18 protein-coding genes and 1 pseudogene are annotated in these 21235 nt (G+C 41.1%); 16 read left to right on the top strand and 3 right to left on the bottom strand.

Translation table 11 applies throughout. The features are described from left to right. Positions 1–386 (top strand): transposase (locus RWM06_RS07380; RefSeq protein ID WP_313970655.1); only part of this gene is annotated, 386 nt, incomplete at its 5' end. A gap of 34 nt (positions 387–420) precedes the next feature. After that, a pseudogene (locus tag RWM06_RS07385) lies at positions 421–723 on the top strand (IS4 family transposase); the annotation flags it as partial. 150 nt (positions 724–873) lie between these two features. On the opposite strand, the gene RWM06_RS07390 reads toward RWM06_RS07385, so the two are convergent. After that, positions 874–1590, bottom strand: coding sequence for a GntR family transcriptional regulator (locus tag RWM06_RS07390; RefSeq protein WP_313970656.1), 717 nt, complete (start codon positions 1588–1590; stop codon positions 874–876). Positions 1591–1913: 323 nt separating this feature from the next. Between RWM06_RS07390 and RWM06_RS07395 the strand changes: the two genes are divergently transcribed. From RWM06_RS07395 to RWM06_RS07435, 9 genes are all read left to right on the top strand, one after another. Then, entirely contained in the window at positions 1914–3701 is a 1788-nt protein-coding gene (locus tag RWM06_RS07395; protein WP_313970657.1) for a beta-galactosidase, read from the top strand. Next, positions 3698–4174, top strand: coding sequence for a PTS system mannose/fructose/N-acetylgalactosamine-transporter subunit IIB (locus RWM06_RS07400; RefSeq protein WP_313970658.1), 477 nt, complete (start codon positions 3698–3700; stop codon positions 4172–4174). Before RWM06_RS07395 ends, RWM06_RS07400 begins: the two co-directional genes overlap by 4 nt. A 26-nt stretch (positions 4175–4200) precedes the next feature. Further along, entirely contained in the window at positions 4201–5106 is a 906-nt protein-coding gene (locus RWM06_RS07405) for a PTS mannose/fructose/sorbose/N-acetylgalactosamine transporter subunit IIC (protein ID WP_042900108.1), read from the top strand. After that, positions 5093–5917 carry a PTS system mannose/fructose/sorbose family transporter subunit IID gene (locus tag RWM06_RS07410; protein ID WP_313970659.1) on the top strand — a complete coding sequence of 275 codons (825 nt, stop codon included), beginning with the start codon at positions 5093–5095 and terminating at the stop codon, positions 5915–5917. Before RWM06_RS07405 ends, RWM06_RS07410 begins: the two co-directional genes overlap by 14 nt. Positions 5918–5922: 5 nt before the next feature. Further along, on the top strand, positions 5923–6327 hold the full coding sequence (locus RWM06_RS07415) for a PTS sugar transporter subunit IIA (protein WP_201058611.1): 405 nt from the start codon (positions 5923–5925) through the stop codon (positions 6325–6327). Positions 6328–6577: 250 nt separating this feature from the next. Further along, the gene (locus RWM06_RS07420) at positions 6578–7744 is read left to right on the top strand and encodes an SIS domain-containing protein (protein ID WP_313970660.1); all 1167 of its coding nucleotides are present in this window, start codon (positions 6578–6580) and stop codon (positions 7742–7744) included. Between the two features lie 116 nt (positions 7745–7860). After that, positions 7861–8898: an aldose epimerase family protein gene (locus tag RWM06_RS07425; RefSeq protein WP_313970661.1), complete on the top strand. Its 1038-nt coding sequence runs from the start codon at positions 7861–7863 to the stop codon at positions 8896–8898. Positions 8899–9041: 143 nt separating this feature from the next. Beyond that, positions 9042–10238, top strand: coding sequence for a CAP domain-containing protein (locus tag RWM06_RS07430; protein ID WP_313970662.1), 1197 nt, complete (start codon positions 9042–9044; stop codon positions 10236–10238). Between the two features lie 506 nt (positions 10239–10744). After that, positions 10745–12553, top strand: a complete 1809-nt coding sequence (locus RWM06_RS07435) for a hypothetical protein (protein ID WP_313970663.1) — start codon at positions 10745–10747, stop codon at positions 12551–12553. Between the two features lie 225 nt (positions 12554–12778). On the opposite strand, the gene RWM06_RS07440 is transcribed toward RWM06_RS07435, so the two are convergent. Both RWM06_RS07440 and RWM06_RS07445 read right to left on the bottom strand, forming a co-directional pair. Next, entirely contained in the window at positions 12779–13462 is a 684-nt protein-coding gene (locus RWM06_RS07440; protein WP_313970664.1) for a DUF4956 domain-containing protein, read from the bottom strand. Then, positions 13455–14231, bottom strand: coding sequence for a polyphosphate polymerase domain-containing protein (locus RWM06_RS07445; RefSeq protein ID WP_313970665.1), 777 nt, complete (start codon positions 14229–14231; stop codon positions 13455–13457). The genes RWM06_RS07440 and RWM06_RS07445 overlap by 8 nt, the downstream gene beginning before the upstream one ends. A gap of 223 nt (positions 14232–14454) precedes the next feature. Here RWM06_RS07445 and RWM06_RS07450 point away from each other — a divergent pair, with 223 nt between their 5' ends. From RWM06_RS07450 to RWM06_RS07470, 5 genes are all read left to right on the top strand, one after another. Continuing rightward, the gene (locus tag RWM06_RS07450) at positions 14455–15681 is read left to right on the top strand and encodes a carbohydrate-binding domain-containing protein (RefSeq protein ID WP_313970666.1); all 1227 of its coding nucleotides are present in this window, start codon (positions 14455–14457) and stop codon (positions 15679–15681) included. Between the two features lie 205 nt (positions 15682–15886). Beyond that, complete coding sequence (locus tag RWM06_RS07455; RefSeq protein ID WP_313970667.1) at positions 15887–16651, top strand: nucleoside phosphorylase; 765 nt, start codon at positions 15887–15889, stop codon at positions 16649–16651. 33 nt (positions 16652–16684) lie between these two features. Continuing rightward, positions 16685–18064, top strand: a complete 1380-nt coding sequence (locus RWM06_RS07460) for a potassium transporter TrkG (RefSeq protein ID WP_313970668.1) — start codon at positions 16685–16687, stop codon at positions 18062–18064. 13 nt (positions 18065–18077) lie between these two features. Further along, entirely contained in the window at positions 18078–18743 is a 666-nt protein-coding gene (locus RWM06_RS07465) for a TrkA family potassium uptake protein (protein WP_313970669.1), read from the top strand. 125 nt (positions 18744–18868) lie between these two features. Then, the gene (locus RWM06_RS07470) at positions 18869–21136 is read left to right on the top strand and encodes an SSURE domain-containing protein (protein ID WP_313970670.1); all 2268 of its coding nucleotides are present in this window, start codon (positions 18869–18871) and stop codon (positions 21134–21136) included. Positions 21137–21235 lie beyond the last annotated feature (99 nt).

A 21235-nucleotide genomic window follows, 5' to 3' on the forward strand; every position in this document is an offset into this window, starting at 1 on the left:
TGCACTTAACAAATAAAGAGATTCTAGACAAGCTTTTGAGCTATTCAGAAGACTTAAAACACCACTATAATCTCTATCAACTCTTACTTTTTCACTTTCAGAATAAGGAAGCTGACAAATTTTTCGAACTCATTAAGGACAATCTAAAGCAGGTTCATCCTCTTTTTCAGACTGTCTTTAAAACCTTTTTCAAGGACAAAGAAAAAATCGTCAATGCCCTTCAGTTACCCTATTCCAACGCCAAATTAGAAGCGACCAATAATCTTATCAAACTTATCAAACGAAATGCCTTTGGTTTTCGGAACTTCGAAAACTTCAAAAAACGGATTTTTATTGCTCTGAATATCAAAAAAGAAAGGACTAAATCTGTCCTTTCTCGAGCTTAGCTTTTCATCAACCCACTACAGTTGACAAAGAGCCAATTTTCATGCCAAAAAGAAGGAAGGGATTCTCCAAGAAATCTTTGCTCGCTTTACAAATTTTAACTTTTGTCGTTGGGTAATCTCGCAAGTTGCCATCGACAGTAGTCGTAAAAAACAAAGATATAAAGTGTGCTTCTCAGATGCGGCTTATGCCTGCCGTTTGTTTTTTAACGGTTCCCTTTCTTCCCTCCAGTTGAAAAACTACCTCAAAAAACAGTTATCTATTATTCGACCGAATCGAAAATATCCAAGAAAGATAAAGGCCCAATCGGTAGTTGATTTCATCTATAGAGTAACATAAATCTCAAAAAATAGGGTGAAAAAACCTTTATTTGTTATGCAAAAAAATAGAAGATAGGATAGAGAATCACTTTGATGTTCTCAATCCTATCTCCTATTTAAAGAGTTAGCTCACTAACTTAATGACATTGAGCAAGGCTCAAGCTTTTTCTTAGTGACCACGGTTACATGAAATGAATTTGATTTTGTAGTAATCTGTTCGCTTATACGTCTCGCTATAGGCAAGAACTTGTCTAGTTGCTTCAAGCTTAGTAGTTTTTGTTTGAAGTACTGTTGGGAATTGCTCATCGACTCCGAGGACCGAAGCCGCATGCTCTGGAGTTGGAAATGTTATTTCATTGATTTCTTCAAAATGTTCATCATTCATATGAATGTGATAATCCAATTTGAAGCGGTTATAGATAGAGCTATAATATTCAAGATTTGGATAATTTGCGTTGATGTATTGTTCTGGAATGTAAGATGTGTGGTAGATGTATACGACACCATTTGTTTCGCGTATACGTTCAATCTTGTAGTAGAACTGATCACCACGTAGTCCAAGTTTATCTAAATATTCAAGTTTATTTCCACGTTCGATAGAAAGGACAGTGACTTTATCATTTTTCATTTCAAAAACTTCGACGTCTGAAAATTCTACGAGTTTGTGCTTACGTGCGCGTGAAACGAATGTACCCTTTCCTTGTTTGCGAACGATGTAACCATCTTTAGCAAGGTCGTTTAAAGCACGAACAACTGTGATAGAACTTACGTCATACATTGAAATCAATTCGGATTCTGTGTAAAATTTATCACCACTTTCAAATTGACCAGAGATAATTTTATTTTTTAATTCATCTTTAATATATTGGTATTTTGGAATAGCCATAATTTCACCTCAATTCTATTTTTCCATCCTTGATTCTACCATAAATGTAAATAAAATAGTAGTATTTAGGTAAAAAAATTAAAATAATAGGCTAGAAACATTATTATACATGTAAAAAAATCCATTTTATAATTGGATAATTCTCTGTACTTCAAAAATAGGCACTTTCATACGATTTTTTGATAATTTTGGTAAAAGGTAAGTAAAAAAATGGAAAAATTTTAAAGAATTTTCCAAAACCTATTGACAAAAGCAAAATATTGAGATATATTTGCTATATCAACAAATGAAAGCGTGAACTTTAATTGTCAGAAGGTAGTAAAATGACACGATTTGAGATTAGGGACGATTTCTATTTAGATGGGAAACCGTTCAAGATTTTGTCCGGCGCCATTCATTATTTTAGGATTCCTCCAGAAGATTGGTATCATTCACTCTACAACTTGAAAGCCCTTGGTTTTAATACGGTAGAGACTTATGTAGCTTGGAATTTACATGAACCTCGTGAAGGTGAGTTTAACTTTGAAGGAGCTCAGGATTTGGAGAGATTTCTCCAGATAGCACAGGATTTGGGTCTCTATGCAATTGTGCGTCCGTCTCCCTTTATCTGTGCGGAATGGGAATTCGGTGGATTACCAGCTTGGCTCTTAACCAAAGATATGCGAATTCGCTCATCCGACCCAGCCTATATTGAAGCTGTGGGTCGCTATTATGACCAACTCTTGTCACGATTGGTTCCACATTTATTGGACAATGGTGGCAATATCCTCATGATGCAGGTTGAAAATGAGTATGGTTCTTACGGAGAGGATAAGGCTTATCTGAGAGCGATTCGACAGTTGATGGAAGAGCGTGGCGTAACCTGTCCCCTCTTTACGTCAGATGGTCCTTGGAGAGCAACTCTGAAAGCGGGAACTTTAATCGAAGATGACCTCTTTGTAACAGGCAACTTTGGTTCTAAGGCACCTTACAACTTTTCACAGATGCAGGAATTCTTTGATGAACATGGCAAGAAATGGCCACTCATGTGTATGGAGTTCTGGGATGGCTGGTTCAATCGTTGGAAAGAACCGATTATCACACGGGATCCAAAAGAATTGGCAGATGCAGTTCGAGAAGTTTTGGAGCAAGGTTCCATCAATCTCTACATGTTCCATGGCGGTACAAACTTTGGTTTCATGAATGGTTGCTCGGCTCGAGGAACTTTGGATCTGCCACAAGTTACATCTTATGATTACGATGCCCTTCTGGATGAAGAAGGAAATCCAACTGCCAAATATCTGGCAGTCAAGAAGATGATGGCGACACATTTCCCAGAGTATCCGCAGTTGGAACCACTCTATAAGGAAAGCATGAAAGTGGACGCTATTCCACTTGCTGAGAAAGTTTCCTTGTTTGAAACCTTAGATAGCTTGTCTAGTCCTATAGAAAGTCTCTATCCTCAAAAGATGGAGGAGCTAGGACAAAGTTATGGCTATCTTCTCTATCGCACTGAAGCAAGTTGGGATGCAGAAGAGGAACGTCTCCGTATCATTGATGGTCGAGATAGGGCTCAGCTTTATGTCGATGGTCAGTGGGTTGAAACCCAATATCAGACAGAGATTGGGGAAGATATTTTTTATCAAGGCGAAAAGAAAGCGCTGTCTAGATTGGATATCTTGATAGAAAATATGGGGCGTGTCAACTATGGTCACAAGTTCTTAGCTGATACGCAACGTAAGGGAATCCGAACAGGAGTTTGTAAGGATTTGCACTTCTTACTAAACTGGAAACAGTATCCACTACCACTAGATAATCCTGAGAAAATTGATTTTTCAAAAGGATGGGCTCAAGGACAACCAGCCTTTTACGCTTACGACTTTACAGTCGAGGAGCCGAAAGATACTTACCTGGACTTGTCTGAGTTTGGTAAGGGGGTTGCCTTTGTCAATGGGCAGAATCTAGGACGTTTTTGGAACGTTGGCCCAACACTCTCGCTTTATATTCCTCATAGCTATCTCAAGGAAGGTGCCAACCGCATCATTATCTTTGAAACAGAAGGTGAATATAAAGAAGAGATTCATTTAACTCGTAAACCTACACTAAAACACATAAAGGGGGAAAACTTATGACAATTGTAGGATGCCGTATCGATGGACGTTTGATCCACGGACAAGTAGCCAATCTTTGGGCTGGAAAACTAAATGTTTCACGTATTATGGTTGTAGATGACGAAGTTGTCAACAACGACGTTGAAAAGAGTGGTTTGAAACTTGCGACACCACCAGGTGTGAAATTGAGTATTTTGCCAATTGAGAAAGCGGCAGCCAATATTCTTGCTGGTAAATACGATAGCCAACGTCTATTTATCGTGGCTCGTAAACCAGACCGTTTCCTTGGTTTGGTAGAAGCAGGTGTACCACTTGAAACTCTCAATGTTGGGAATATGTCTCAAACACCAGAAACTCGCGCCATCACACGTTCTATCAACGTAGTGGACAAGGATGTGGAAGACTTCCACAAATTGGCAGGAAAAGGTGTTAAACTTACTGCTCAAATGGTTCCAAATGATCCAGTTTCAGACTTTTTGAGCTTATTAAAATAGGAAAAAATTTTTAGGAGGTCATTGTTATGATACAATGGTGGCAAATTTTACTTCTCACTTTGTACTCAGCTTATCAAATCTGTGATGAGTTGACGATCGTTTCATCTGCAGGTTCCCCTGTATTTGCTGGTTTCATTACTGGTTTAATCATGGGAGATGTGACTACTGGTCTGCTTATCGGTGGTAACTTGCAACTGTTCGTTCTTGGGGTTGGTACCTTCGGTGGTGCTTCTCGTATCGACGCAACTTCTGGTGCGGTTCTTGCGACAGCCTTCTCTGTTTCACAAGGAATTGATACAGCACTTGCGATTACAACAATCGCTGTGCCAGTAGCAGCTCTCTTGACTTACTTCGACGTTCTTGGACGTATGACAACTACTTTCTTTGCTCACCGTGTGGATGCTGCAATCGAACGCTTTGACTACAAAGGTATTGAACGCAACTACCTACTTGGTGCGATTCCTTGGGCTCTATCTCGTGCCCTTCCAGTCTTCTTCGCGCTTGCCTTTGGTGGTGCCTTTGTACAATCAGTTGTAGACTTCGTTAAAGAATACCAATGGGTTGCAGATGGTTTGACACTTGCAGGACGTATGCTTCCAGGTCTTGGATTTGCAATCTTGCTTCGTTACCTTCCAGTTAAACGTAACCTTCACTACCTTGCTATGGGATTCGGTTTGACAGCTATGTTGACTGTTCTTTACTCATACGTAACAGGTCTTGGTGGCGCTGTTGCTGGTATCGTAGGTACTCTACCTAAAGATGTTGCTGAAAAAATTGCTTTTGTCAACAACTTTAAAGGTTTGTCTATGATTGGTATCTCTATCGTAGGTATCTTCCTTGCAGTGCTTCACTTCAAAAATAGCCAAAAAGTAGCTGTGGCAGCACCTTCTACACCATCAGAAAGTGGGGAAATCGAAGATGACGAATTCTAATTACAAACTTACAAAAGAAGATTTTAATCAAATCAACAAACGTAGCTTGTTTACTTTCCAATTAGGTTGGAACTACGAACGTATGCAAGCTTCTGGTTACCTGTACATGATCTTGCCTCAATTGCGTAAAATGTATGGGGATGGAACTCCTGAATTGAAAGAAATGATGAAAGTTCATACTCAATTCTTCAATACTTCACCATTCTTCCATACTATTATCGCTGGTTTTGACCTTGCCATGGAAGAAAAAGATGGTGTAGGTTCAAAAGATGCCGTTAACGGTATCAAGACAGGTTTGATGGGACCATTCGCTCCTCTTGGAGATACAATCTTTGGTTCGCTTGTACCTGCTATCATGGGATCTATCGCAGCAACTATGGCTATCGCTGGCCAACCTTGGGGTATCTTCCTTTGGATCGCAGTTGCAGTTGCTTATGACATCTTCCGTTGGAAACAGTTGGAATTTGCCTACAAAGAAGGGGTTAACCTTATCAACAACATGCAAAGTACTTTGACAGCTTTGATTGATGCTGCATCTGTACTTGGTGTCTTCATGATGGGTGCTCTTGTAGCAACAATGATCAACTTTGAAATTTCTTATAAATTGCCAATCGGTGAAAAGATGATTGACTTCCAAGACATCTTGAACCAAATCTTCCCACGTTTGCTTCCAGCAATCTTTACTGCCTTTATCTTCTGGTTGCTTGGTAAGAAAGGTATGAACTCTACTAAAGCTATCGGTATTATTATCGTACTTGCTTTGGTTCTTTCTGCCCTTGGTCACTTTGCACTTGGAATGGGAGCTAAATAAGCTTTATGGTGAAATCATTAATTTTGGTGAGTCATGGTCGCTTCTGTGAAGAACTTAAAGGTAGCACTGAAATGATCATGGGTCCACAAGACAATATTCATGCAGTGGCTCTTCTTCCAGAAGACGGTCCAGAAGAATTTACTGCAAAATTTGAAGCTGCTATTGAAGGATTGGATGATTTCCTAGTCTTTGCGGATCTTCTTGGTGGAACACCATGTAACGTGGTAAGCCGTTTGATTATGGAAGGTCGTGATATTGATCTTTACGCAGGGATGAATCTTCCAATGGTGATTGAATTTATCAATGCGAGCCTTACAGGCGCAGATGCGGACTACAAGAGCCGTGCTGCAGAAAGCATTGTGAAAGTTAATGACCTGTTAGCTGGCTTCGATGATGACGAAGATGAATAATACTCTTCGAAAATCTCTTTAAACCATACTAGTGTCGTCTTGCCGTATAGATGTTACTGACTTCGTCAGTTCTATCTGCAACCTCAAAGCAGTGCTTTGAGCAGCCTGCGGCTAGTTTCCTAGTTTGCTCTTTGATTTTCATTGAGTATACGATGTGACAACGTGAAAATTGTTAGAGCATTTTATATAGAATATACATGGGAATGGGGCTTACTCCCATTCCCATATTTAATAGAAAAAGAGGGACTCAATGTTACATTATACAAAAGAAGACTTGATTGAATTGGGTGCAGAAATCACTACACGTGAAATCTACCAACAGCCTGATGTATGGAAAGAAGCTTTTGAATCTTATCAAGCAAAACGTGAAGAAATTGCAGCCTTCCTACAAGGGATTGCTGATAAACATGACTATATCAAGGTTATCTTGACAGGTGCTGGGACTTCTGCTTATGTGGGAGATACCTTGGTACCATACTTTAAGGAAGTCTATGACGAACGCAAATGGAATTTCAATGCCATTGCGACCACAGATATTGTTGCCAATCCAGAAACTTATTTGAAAAAAGATGTGGCGACTGTCCTTGTATCTTTTGCTCGTAGTGGGAACTCACCTGAAAGTGTGGCGACTGTTGATTTGGCCAAAGCCTTGGTGGATGAGCTCTATCAAGTGACGATTACTTGTGCAGCAGATGGTAAATTGGCTCTCCAAGCCCATGGTGATGACCGCAATCTCTTGCTATTGCAACCAGCTGCTTCTAATGATGCTGGCTTTGCCATGACCTCTAGCTTTACGTCTATGATGTTAACAGCTCTCTTGGTCTTTGATTCTACAGAATTTGCTGTGAAAGCTGAACGTTTTGAAGTTGTATCTAGTCTTGCCCGTAAAGTCCTAGACAAGGCAGAAGATGTCAAAGAACTTGTTGACCTAGACTTTAACCGTGTCATCTATTTAGGTGCTGGTCCTTTCTTTGGCCTTGCTCATGAAGCTCAGCTCAAGATTTTGGAATTAACAGCTGGCCAAGTTGCGACCATGTATGAAAGTCCAGTCGGCTTCCGTCACGGTCCAAAATCTCTTATCAACGAAGATACAGTTGTTTTGGTCTTTGGTACAACAACAGACTACACTCGCAAGTACGACTTGGACTTGGTTCGTGAAGTTGCTGGTGACCAGATTGCTCGTCGTGTTGTGCTTTTGAGTGATCAATCCTTTGGTCTTGAAAATGTCAAAGAAGTGGCCCTTGGTTGTGGCGGTGTCTTGAATGATATTTACCGTGTCTTCCCTTACATCGTTTATGCCCAACTCTTTGCCCTATTGACTTCACTCAAGGTAGAAAATAAACCAGATACACCGTCTCCTACAGGTACAGTAAACCGTGTGGTACAAGGTGTTATCATCCACGAATATCAAAAGTAATACTGCGTTTATAGATTCTTGATAAAGGAGTTTGTAAATCATACAAGTAAACCATAGATTGTCAATTCGCTTTCTATGGTTTGTTTGCTTGAAAGAAATAGTAAAAGGAGAAGAGAATGAAAGCATACACAGAGCGTGTATTTGGAAATGTTGAGGGACAAGATGTCTTGGCCTATCGCTTTGAGACAGACGGTGGCTACCAGCTTGAGGTTATGACTTATGGTGCGACCATCTTGCGCTATGTAACGCCTGACAAGGCTGGAAATTTTGCCAATGTTATCTTGGGATTTGATGATTTTGACAGCTATGTAGGTAATAGTCCCAAACATGGAGCTAGCGTAGGTCCTGTGGCAGGCCGTATCGCAGGTGCGATCTTTGAGCTCAATGGCAAGACCTATGATCTTGAAGTCAACAATGCTAGTAACTGTAACCATAGTGGTTCAACAGGTTGGGATTCGAGCTTGTTTGAACTAGTTGAAGTGAGTGACCATGGCTTGTCCCTCTACACAGAGCGTACAGATGGGACAGGAGGATTTCCTGGTAACCTCAAAATCTGGATTAGTTATCACTTGGAAGAAACTGGTGCCTACGAAATCAGCTACAAGGTAACGACCGATCAGGATACGCTGGTCAATCCAACCAACCATAGCTATTTCAACTTGTCTGGTGATTTCACGCAGACGATTGATCGTCATGTCTTCCAACTAAATACTGAGGGAATTTATCCAATCGCTCCCGACGGTGTTCCGGCCAAAACTCCAGATGCCAATCGTGATGTGGTCAAACACATCTACAATGGTGCTTTGCTCAAGGATATCTTTGCAGAAGAAGATGAGCAAATCCAGCTGGTATCTGGTTTGGATCACCCATTTGCCCTTCCTGCAGGCCATGACAATGCTGGTTTCCTTTATGACCAAAACTCAGGTCGCTTCCTGCTCTTCAAGACAGAGGCTCCTTGCTTTGTAGTCTACACAGCAAACTTTGTGGATGAGAGTGTCATCATAGGAGGTCAGCCAATGGTACAGCACAATGGGATTGCCCTTGAAGCGCAAGCTTTACCAGATGCCATTCACAGTGACCTCAAAGACCAAGTCATTCTTAAATCCGGTCAAACCTTCACTAGTAAGACACGTTATGAGCTTGTTGTGAAATAAAGGATAAAGTTTATACTTTTCGGAGGAAATATCATTTGCCTCATGACATTAGTAGAAACGGACAAAGAATAGGAAAACATGATATAATTGTGTGTTGAGAAGTATTTATCAAGATACGATTCAAAAGATATAAGGAGTAAACAATGAAGAAAATTGTACTTGCTAGTGCCTTGGCCTTGACCTTGGCTGGAGCAGTTTTGACAACTGATGTTTTTGCGAATGACAGATTGGTGGCAACACAATCTATTAATGGTAAAAATGAAAATGTATTGACCTCAGAGGTGCTAAAACCTTCTAGTGGCAACGTTTTGGTCGGAATTAAGGGAGAATTTTTGACTCCAAACAAACAAGCTATTTTGGATGCAATCAATAAGATTCGTAAGGAAGCAGCTGATGAAGGTTTGGTAGATAAGTATGTCCCTATTAAATGGTCTACTGATCTTGAGAAAACTGCTTTTGTACGCGCTACTGAGGTGTCAGTAGCTTTGAAACCTGAGCGTCTTTCTACTAAAGAAATCTGGACTGCTTTTCCATCTAGTAATAGTATAAGAGGAGAAGCTTTAGATGTAAACTATGAAGGTTTTCTAAAAGCAATTGAAAACTGGCATGCTGAGAAGGCGAATTATGTAGCGAAAAAGAAGGGTGGAACCTCTAAAGAATTTACAGGTTATTATGAGGTTTTGGTCAATTCTAAATTTACCTATGTGGGTCTCGCGGCCTTTAAAAACGCAGCCAGCTCTCAGCAAGTAGCAACGATTTCTCTAGCTTTAGGTGATGATGCTTCTTCAGAAGAATTGGCTGGTGGCTATGGTTCTGCTATTCAATATACAGAAGTGACTGCCTCAAACCTTTCAACCGTTAAAAGTAAAGCTACAGTTGTAGAAAAATCGTTGAAAGATTTTAGAACATCTACATCTAGTCAGTCTGGCTGGGTGCAATCTAATGGTAAATGGTATTTTTATGAGTCTGGTGATGTGAAGACAGGCTGGGTGAAAACAGGTGGTAAATGGTACTACTTGAATGATTTAGGTGTCATGCAGACTGGATTTGTAGAAGTTGATGGAACATGGTATTTCCTTGATAGTTCAGGCGCGATGTTTACAGGCTGGGGAACAGCTGGTAGCAGATGGTTCTATTTTGATGGCTCAGGAGCTATGAAAACCGGCTGGCTTAAAGAAAATGGAATCTGGTATTATCTTGATGAAGCAGGTATCATGAAGACAGGTTGGTTTAAAGTTGGCCAGAACTGGTACTATGCATATGGTTCAGGAGCTTTGGCAGTCAGCACAACAACACCAGATGGTTACCGTGTAAATGGTAATGGTGAATGGGTAAACTAGGCTGAAGATAGCAAGTCATAGGTACAGTATTCATCTTACTTAACAAAAAAAATGAATGATAAGAAAGAGGTTGATGGCGAACATTGACCTCTTTTTTGGAGTGTCTAGTGTCAGTTGCTACTCGCTGAAAGCAAGGAAGAGTCATCATCTATCGCAAATATGCTAGAGTCATCGCTAGACTATTCGTAATTCAAAAATCAACCTTGGACATTTACTTTTGGTATATGTTTATTTCTGGAATGTAAGCTTCATCTGCAATCGAAAAGCAGTGTGAGAAGCAAATACACACCTTGTTTTAATATAAAAGAGGAACTCTATGGGAGAGAATGTAAAGAAATACGAAAGTTTTCAAAATAATTTTCATAAAAACTTTGATAAAACAAATAAAATTCCGAACAAAAATGCGACACAATTGTAATATAAAACACTTGACAAGTATTTACGAGAGGGTATATACTTAATATAAGTACAATCTGAAAATGATTATCAGAAAAGAGGTAATTTAGATGAATAAGAAAAAAATGATTTTAACAAGTCTAGCCAGCGTCGCTATCTTAGGGGCTGGTTTTGCTGTGTCTCAACCTACTTTTGTAAGAGCAGAAGACGCTCCCGTAGCTAACCAGTCTAAAGCTGAGAAAGACTATGATGCAGCAATGAAAAAATCTGAAGCTGCTAAGAAAGATTACGAAGAAGCTAAAAAGAAAGCAGAAGACGCTCAGAAAAAATATGAAGACGATCAAAAGAAAACTGAAGAGAAAGCAGAGCTTGTTCGAAAAGCGGATGAAGAACTTCAAAAAGTGAATTTGGCAGTTCAAGAAGCGTATGTAAAATTCCAAGAAGCACAAAGAAAATTTAACGAAAGTCCAAGAAGTAAAAAATCTGATGCTAAAAAGCAATTAGATGATGCATTAGCTCATATTGAAGAGGTAACATTAAAACAAAAAGAGGCGGAAGCGAATTTCAATAAGGAACAAGCAACAGTAGTTCCCGAAGCAAATGAGTTAGCTGAGACTAAGAAAAAAGCAGAAGAGGCTAAAGCAGAAGAAGTAGCAGCTAAGAAAAGATCTGATGAGGCAGCTCAAGAGGTAGAAGTAGCGAAGAAAGACGCCGAAGTAGCTGCTCAAAAAGAATTCTTATCTAATTTTGATAAAGCTTTAGAAGCTACAGTTAAAGAATTAGAAGAAGATTTAAAAAATGCAAAAAATGATCCAGAATTAGCAAAACAAATTCAAGGGTTTATTGATGAATTAAAAAAACGAGCTGCAGATAAGAAGGCTGATTATGAAAAACACTTTAAAGAAGGTCTAACTGCAGAAGACGCTGAAAAAGAAATAGAAGAAAAAGCTAAAGAAGAGGAAGTTGCAGAAGAAAAAGAAGCTAAGGAAGAAGCAGCTGCCCAAAAAGAATTTTTAGCCAATTACGATAAAGCTTTAGAAGCTACAATTAAAGAGCTAGAAAAAGCTGATACGAAAAATAATCCAGAATTAGAAGCACAAAAACAAAAAACGATTGAAGCATTAAAGAAAGAAGCAGCTGAAACGAGAGCTAAAATTGTAGAAGGTTTCAAAAATGGATTAACTGCTGAAGATGCTGAAGAAGCAATAGATGAAGCTGATAAAAAAGCTGCAGAAGAAGATAAAGTTAAAGAAACCCCAGCTGAAAAACCAAAAGCAGAGAAAACAGATGATCAACAAGCTGAAGAAGACTATGCTCGTAGATCAGAAGAATATAACCGCTTGACTCAACAGCAACCGCCAAAACCAGCTGAAACTCCAGCACAACCTTCTGTTCCTGCAAAACCATCTAACCCGACATATGTCCCTTCATACCCTTCATATGTTCCATCATACAGCTCATATTCTGTAGTAAAACCAGCACAACCAGCCGCTCCAAAAACAGGCTGGAAACAAGAAAACGGTATGTGGTACTTCTACAATACTGATGGTTCAATGGCGACAGGTTGGCTCCAAAACAACGATTCATGGTATTACCTCAACAGCAATGGTGCTATGGTAACAGGTTGGCTCCAAAACAACGGTTCATGGTACTACCTAAACAGCAATGGCGCTATGGCAACAGGTTGGGCTAAAGTCAACGGCTCATGGTACTATCTAAACGCTAACGGTGCTATGGCGACAGGTTGGGTGAAAGATGGAGATACCTGGTACTATCTTGAAGCATCAGGTGCTATGAAAGCAAGCCAATGGTTCAAAGTATCAGACAAATGGTACTATGTCAATGGCTCAGGTGCCCTTGTAGTCAATACAACTGTAGATGGCTATAGAGTCAATGCCAATGGTGAATGGGTTAACTAAACCTAATGTAACTAGTTAATACTGACTTCCTGTAAGAACTCTTTAAAGTATTCCCTACAAATACCATATCCTTTCAGTAGATACTATACCCTTGTAGGAAGTTTAGATTAAAAAATAACTCTGTAATCTCTAGCTGGATCTATAGCGCTAGAGACTACGGAGTTTTTTGATTGGGAAAGAATGGCGGAACTCAACAGACTGTTAGTTTGCTATTGGATTTGAAAATTACAAATTCTTTCTCTTCGTGGCATTTTTGGTCAGGGAAACCTGGTAAGTATTCTGTTCTTTAGTGAGGTAATGGATGATTTGGAAGTCATCGGTTTGAGCCTTGAAATCCACTTCATAGACAGTGGTGACTTGTTCTCCATCATTGCTGGTATCAATCGAGATAAGGTCTAACTCAGTACAGAATTGCGTCAGCCCAGATTGGATAGTTTGAAGTTGATTTTCTTGGTTCGCAATTGTGATGGTCAATAGTCTGCGACGTTGGTGATTGCTCTTGCTTTGTTGCTTCTCTAAAAGAAGCCATACTGCTAAGATAAAGACAGTGAAGAGAATAGCTAGAGCTAGGTATCCTGTTCCTGCTGCTAGCCCGATAATCATGGCAAGGAAAATAGCAATTAGTTCCCGTGAACCACTGGTAGCTGAACGAAAACGAATGAGGCTAAAGGTTCCTGCAACGGCGATAGAGGTTCCTAGGCTGCCATTTACCAGAAAGATGACCAAGGTCATCAAGCAGGGGAGTAGGGTCAAACTAACCGCAAATTCCCGTGTATAGAGAGTACGGTGTTTGTAGGCCCAGGTCAGCGCCAAACCTAAAATCAGGCTGACAAAGAGAGCTAGAAAGAGCTGGATAGGGTCTGCAGTGGCAGTTGTATCGTTGAAAATAGAATTAAAAAGATTAGACATAAGTAGTACCTACACTTTCTGTGCTTGGTCGTGGGCTATAGTCCAGCCCTTGAGACTTGTGGTAGGCGCAGCTGTATTTTGAAAATTTCTGCTCTACCAGTCCATATTGGTCGAGAATATCTTGTAGCCATTGGGGTTTTCTACCAGGTGCTTTAATTTCCATGATGACAATGTCCTCGTTTAGTAGAGGGAAACCGTCCTTTCCTGAGAATAAACTGACGTTATCATCACGATAGGTTAGATTTTGGTCAATGGTGATACGAATTTTATTGTAGGGAAATCCGCTAATGTCTTTCTTTTCCTTGAGAGAAAAACGGTCGTAGTAAATATACATACGAGGGATAATAGCTTGCTGATATTCCTCTTGGAGTTGTTGAATTTTTTCAATCATCATTCGGTCCTTGATACTGCTATCCAGCTGTCCCTTGGTCATAAACTGGGTGATAGACTGGGGAGTCGATAAGAGACGATGTTTTCGTCCGACACCAGCTCTGTCCTTAGACTTGATTTCTAAAAATACCTGACTATCAGGCTGGACTTGACTGAGATAGGTTCGCATCCGAATCTTTTCTTTGCGCTTAGTACCCTGGCCATCCTCCTGAATCATATCAAATTGCTCTGTATCAAAGTAGATGTTGGAAATGGTCGAAGTTGGATAATCATCCTCGACGAGGTATTTTTTTAAGTCTTCTATTAAATCAGCCAAGTCAGTCTTGGCAACGACATATTTGGTTTCAATTCGTTTAAAGCTGGTTTCAATTGGTTTCATAAATCCTGTCTCCTTTATCATTTTAGTATCCTATCTTCTTGGAAGATACGTGTCTGGGCAAGTTGAACTTGCCTGTAACTAGTCTAGGGAATTTTCCTAAAACTTTTGTTAAAGATAACTTAACTGAAACTGAACTTAAGAAAACTTTCAGAAAAAGTTTAGATTTTTTTCAGACTTCCCCTGTAAACTAAGCTCAAGCTAAAGGAAGACGAGGAAAAAAGGTATGAAATCAAAAAAATGGACCCTAATCTTAACCAGTGTAACAGCTCTGACCTTGATGGCAGCTTGTGGGCAGTCAACGACCAAGTCAAGTACAACTGCAGCGGCAGATACCACTGCTATCACAACTTCAGCTAAAAACAGTCAATCTTCTTACTTTACAGAAAAGGACTGCGACACTTCTTATGATGAAAGCACTGCTTCTAAGATTGAATTGTCAGGCTCGTCTGCGAGGGTCTCTGGAGACGGCGTGACAGTTTCTGACTCAACGGTGACCATCTCAAAAGCAGGTACTTATGTCATTTCTGGTCAGTCTGACGGAGTGCAAATTAAAATCGCAGCTGATAAGTCTGATGATGTGAAACTTGTCCTAAAAGGCGCGACCATGACCAATACAGATGCGACTATTTCGGCTACAAGCGCAGGTCATGTCTACCTCACTCTAGCAGAGGGAACCACCAACAGTCTCTCTGACTCAAGCTCTAACAGTGATGAAAAGGCAAATGCCGCTCTCTTTTCTAAGGTTGATTTGACCATTAATGGCTCAGGAACTCTCACTGTAGATGGCAAGAAAAGCAATGCTATCAAGGCAAATGACATCCTCCACATCACAGGTGGAACCTTTAACATCACATCAGTTGGCGATGCCTTTAATGTCAATGATGAACTCAACATCACTGGTGCGACCATGACGATCGATGCTAAGGAAGATGGTGTCAAAGTTGACAATGATGACGATATGACTGTCGGAAATATGTATTTGGCGAACAATACCATAACAGTCACAGCAGGCGATGACGGCATTCATGCTTCTGGAAATCTAGTGATTGATAGTGGTACTTACACAGTCAAGAATGCGACTGAAGGAATTGAAGGAAAATCCATTACGATCAATGGTGGTGATATCAATGTCTACTCGACAGATGATGGAGTTAATGCAGCCAATAAAAATGCCCAGCAAAGCGATATTTACTTTACCATGACAGGGGGCAATCTAACTGTAGAAGTCGGTCAAGGGGACACAGATCCAATTGACTCAAACGGAAATATCACGGTCACAGGTGGAACCATTAAATTGATAGGACAATCAGGCTTTGACTTTGATGGAACAGCAACTTACACAGGTGGGGATATTTACATCAACGGCGAAAAACAAACGGATATTGTCAATTCTATGCCTGGAGGCGGAGGTGCTCCAGGTGGTGGGCCACAAGCTGGTAGACGAGGATGAACAAAAAAAGATAGCATTTTAAGAGAAATGTTATCCTTTTTATATCGGTGATAGATTGATATATTACGAGTGATTTTACAATTGTAGCTTTCAAAGTTACAATTGTTAGGCTACCCGTCTTTGTTTACTGACTCAAGTCATCAGTTTCCTCCTTGACACTCCGTCAGCTTTTGATACAATAGTACAAAATTAGAGGAGGTGGGTTATGATTCAGAAACATGCGATTCCCATTTTAGAGTTTGATGACAATCCTCAGGCGGTCATCATGCCGAATCATGAAGGCTTGGATTTAAAGTTACCAAAGAAGTGTGTCTATGCATTTTTAGGTGAGGAGATTGACCGTTATGCGAGGGAAGTAGGGGCGGACTGTGTCGGTGAGTTCGTTTCTGCGACCAAAACGTATCCAGTGTACGTCATCAACTACAAGGGCGAGGAGATTTGTCTGACCCAGGCGCCCGTGGGTTCTGCTCCAGCGGCCCAGTTTATGGATTGGTTGATTGGTTACGGTGTGGAGCAGATTATTTCAACCGGAACCTGTGGTGTGCTGGCTGATATAGAGGAAAATGCCTTTCTAGTCCCTGTGCGCGCTCTGCGAGATGAAGGAGCTAGTTATCACTATGTGGCACCTTCTCGTTATATGGAAATTCAGGCAGAGGCTATTGCTGCTATTGAGCGAGTGTTGGAAGCCAGAGGGATTTCCTATGAAGAAGTCATGACCTGGACGACAGACGGTTTTTACCGAGAAACGGCTGAAAAGGTGGCTTATCGTAAGGAAGAGGGCTGTGCTGTTGTGGAGATGGAGTGTTCTGCACTTGCGGCAGTAGCCCAGCTGCGTGGGGTTCTCTGGGGAGAATTGTTGTTCACAGCTGATTCCTTAGCAGACTTGGACCAGTACGATAGTCGTGACTGGGGTTCAGAAGCTTTCGAGAAGGCCTTGGAACTCTGCCTTGAGATAACTTCTCAGATATAGATACTCTTCTTCTTTTTATGGTACAATGGATGTATGTTATTCAAATTATTTGTGAAAAAAATTGAAAGGGTCTTGGGTGGACTTTCACCAGCTCGTCGCATTTTTTTAAGTTTCGCTGGAGTTATTGTTATAGGTTCTCTCCTTTTGAGTTTGCCTTTTGTTCAGGCGAGTGGTTCGCAGGCTACTTATTTTGACCATCTTTTTACGACGGTGTCCATGGTCTGTGTGACTGGCCTTTTTACGCAACCGGTAGCTACTACCTATAATGTCTGGGGGCAGTTGATTTGTATGCTCTTGATACAGATTGGTGGTCTGGGGCTCATGACTTTTATCGGGGTCTTTTATATTCAGGGGAAGCAAAAGCTCAGTCTTCGCAGTCGTGAAACTATTCAGGAGAGCTTTAGTTACGGGGAGACTCGGTCGCTGAAGGCCTTTATGCGCTCCATCTTTTTGACGACTTTTCTGGTGGAGGGCTTGGGTGCCTTCCTGCTAAGTTTTCGTTTTATTCCTGAGTTCGGCTGGGGACGAGGCATTTTCACCTCTATCTTTTTAGCCATTTCAGCCTTTTGTAATGCTGGTTTTGATAATTTCGGCAGTAGCAGTTTAGTGGCTTTTCAGACGGATCCCTTGATCAATCTGGTTATTGCTGGCTTGATTATCACAGGTGGTCTTGGCTTTATGGTTTGGTTTGACTTGGCAACCCAGTTTGACAAGAAGAAAAAACGCCGTCTGCGTTTCCACACCAAGCTAGTCCTCTTCTTGACTGTAGGGATTTTGCTGTTTGGGACAGTATCTACACTCTTTACGGAATGGCACAATCCAGGAACCATTGGCAATCTCAGCGTTCCAGAGAAAGTGCTGGTTAGTTTTTTCCAAACTGTCAGCATGAGAACAGCTGGTTTTGCTTCTATTGATTACACCCAAGCTCGGCCTGTGACCTTGTTTATCTATATCTTACAGATGTTTCTCGGTGGGGCGCCTGGCGGGACGGCTGGGGGGCTCAAGATTACAACTTTCTTTGTCTTGTTGGTCTTTGCGCGTAGTGAGTTGCTGGGCTTGCCTCATGCCAATGTTGCGCAGAGAACTATTGAGGCTCGAACAGTCCAAAAATCCTTTAGTGTCTTCATTATCTTTTTGATGACCTTCTTGTTGGGCTTGATGTTGTTAGGAATTACGGCAGAAGGAACACCGCGATTTATTTACCTCATGTTTGAGACCATTTCAGCCCTTGCGACAGTTGGGGTAACGGCAAATCTGACGCCAGAATTGGGCAAGCTAGCTCTTAGCATTGTCATGGTGCTCATGTTTATTGGCCGTATCGGTCCCTTGACCTTGTTGGTTAGTCTAGCAGATTACCAGCCTGATAAGAAAGATTTGATTCAGTATATGAAAGCAGATATTAGTATTGGATAAGAAAGGAAGAACGATGTCAGATCGTACGATTGGAATTTTAGGTTTGGGGATTTTCGGGAGTAGTGTCCTTGCGGCCCTCGCCAAGCAAGATATGAATATCATTGCTATTGATGACCACGCAGAGCACATCAATCAATTTGAGCCAGTTTTGGCGCGTGGAGTTGTTGGAGATATCACAGATGAGGAACTTCTCAGAACTGCTGGAATTGATACCTGTGATACGGTTGTAGTGGCAACAGGGGAAAATCTAGAGTCGAGTGTGCTTGCAGTCATGCATTGTAAGAGTTTGGGGGTACCACGGGTTATTGCTAAGGTCAAAAGCCAGACAGCCAAGAAGGTACTAGAAAAAATCGGTGCCGACTCGGTGATTTCACCTGAGTATGAAATGGGGCAGTCTCTAGCGCAGACCATTCTCTTTCATAACAATGTTGATGTCTTTCAGCTGGATAAAAATGTGTCTATTGTGGAGATGAAGATTCCTAGTGTTTGGGCAGGTCAAAGTCTGAGCCAGCTAGATTTACGTGGCAAATATAACCTCAATGTCCTAGGATTTCGTGAACAAGAAAATTCACCCTTGGATGTCCAGTTTGGCCCCAATGACCTCTTGAAGGTGGATGCCTATATCTTGGCGGTAATAAATAACCAGTATCTAGATGACTTGGCAGAATTAAATTCGTAAAAAAAATTAATATAAGTATTTTATAAGAGGGATTTAAGAAAAATTTTAACTTTTTCTTAATCCTTTTTAATTTTAGGAGATTATACTAGAGTCATCAAATAAAGAAAAACTCTAAGGAGAATCCTATGAAATTCAATCCAAATCAAAGATATACTCGCTGGTCTATTCGCCGTCTTAGTGTCGGTGTTGCCTCAGTTGTTGTGGCTAGTGGCTTCTTTGTCCTAGTTGGCCAACCAAGTTCAGTACGTGCTGATGTAGTCAATCCAACCCCTGCTCAAGTCGTACCAGACGCTGCTTCAGTGAGTGAAAAGAGCGACTTGCCAGCAGAGGTTCTCAAGAAAGTAGTCGATACAGCTCTTTCTTCAGAACAGGTAGACTCAACACCTAAAGCAAGTTTGGATGCTACAAGCTCTCCAGAAAAAGTGAATGTAGCTGATAAAGACCAAGTGGTAGCGCCAAAAGAAGAAGTGCAAGCAAAACCAGAATCTAAGAAAGAAACAGAAGATGCGGTTAAACCTGCGACAAATCCTGCGCCTACAGTTTCTGGACAAGACCGTGAAGCAAATGAAGCTCAACCAGCAACCACTCCAGCTGAAGTGCAAAAGGGCGTGGCTGACAATACTAAAGACACAGTAGATGTTCCAGCTACTTACTTGGACAAGGCTAACTTCCCTGGCCCATTCACAGCTGGTGTCAACCAAGTCATTCCATACGAATTCTTCGCCGGAGACGGCATGTTGACTCGCCTTATCTTGAAAGCTTCAGACAAGGCTCCATGGTCAGATAACGGTTCAGCTAAAAATCCTGCTCTCCCACCAGTAGAGAAATTGGGCAAAGGTCTTTACTTCTACGAAGTGGATTTGGCTGGCACTCAAGGTAAATCTGATAAAGAGCTTCTTGACCTCTTGAAACAAAACGGCACTCAAAGTTATAAAGCTACTATCAAAGTGTACGGTGCGAAAGATGGCAAGGCAGACTTGAGCAACATTGTAGCGACTAAAGATTTGAATGTTAATTTGAATGGCTTGACTACCCCAGCTGAAGTTCAAAAAGGTGTAGCTGACAACACTAAAGACACAGTAGATGTCCCAGCTACTTACTTGGATAAAGCCAACTTCCCTGGTCCATTTACAGCTGGTGTTAACCAAGTCATTCCATACGAATTTTTCGCTGGCGACGGCATGTTGACTCGTCTTATCTTGAAAGCCTCAGACAAGGCTCCATGGTCAGACAACGGTTCAGCTAAAAATCCTGCTCTTCCACCAGTAGAAAAATTAGGCAAAGGCCTTTACTTCTATGAAGTGGATTTGGCAGGTACTCAAGGCAAATCAGACAAAGATTTGTTAGACTTGTTGAAACAAAACGGTACGCAAAGTTATAAAGCTACTATCAAGGTGTATGGTGCAAAAGATGGCAAGGCAGACTTGAGCAATCTCGTAGAGACTAAGGATTTGACTGTCAATTTGAATGGCTTGACCACTCCAGCTGAAGTTCAAAAAGGTGTGGCTGACAATACTAAAGACACAGTGGACGTCCCAGCTACTTACTTGGATAAAGCCAACTTCCCTGGTCCATTCACAGCTGGTGTCAACCAAGTCATTCCATATGAATTCTTCGCAGGTGACGGTATGTTAACTCGTCTGATTTTGAAAGCCTCAGACAAGGCTCCATGGTCAGACAATGGCTCAGCTAAAAATCCCGCCCTTCCACCAGTAGAGAAATTGGGCAAAGGCCTCTACTTCTATGAAGTAGATTTGGCAGGAACTCAAGGTAAATCAGACAAAGACTTACTTGACCTCTTGAAACAAAATGGCACTCAAAGCTATAAAGCAACTATCAAGGTGTACGGTGCCAAAGATGGCAAGGCAGACTTGAGCAACCTCGTAGCGACTAAGGATTTGACAGTAAACTTGAATGGACATCAGTCTCTTACTCAGATGCAATCAGGCTTTGTCCCATCTTCTAATGGTTCAGCTATGTCAGCTCCAATGATGAATAGTCATCAAGATGCGTCTAAGATGAAAGCTCAAATGCCTAGTGCCAATCAAGATGAGACGAGATCCAAAATGCCAGCTACTAGTCAGGATAAGATGATGCCTAACAAAGAGCAGGATAAAACCATGAATGCTAGCCAGCCTATGGCAACATCAAGCATGAAACAAGATCAAGCTCCAGCTCCAGCAACCTCAAGCAAAATGTCTGATGAAGGCAAGATAGCATCTAATAATAAGGTGTCAAGTCCAATGATGGCTGATCAAATGAAAGACCAAAAAGACATGCTTCCATATACTGGTGAAGCCCAAACATCAATGGCTACTCTTGGATTCTTTGGACTTGCCTTAGCAGGACTGTTAGGTGGACTCGGTTTGAAAGCTAAAAAAGAGGATGACTAGTCTAGCTACAGACTTTCTATCTAGGATTTGAAAAATCCAGATAGCGTTTAGAATGTTCGTAAAGAGATTAAAATAGTGTTATACTATTGTGGTATAGCA

This window comes from uncultured Streptococcus sp. (assembly GCF_963516575.1).
Lineage (GTDB): Bacteria > Bacillota > Bacilli > Lactobacillales > Streptococcaceae > Streptococcus.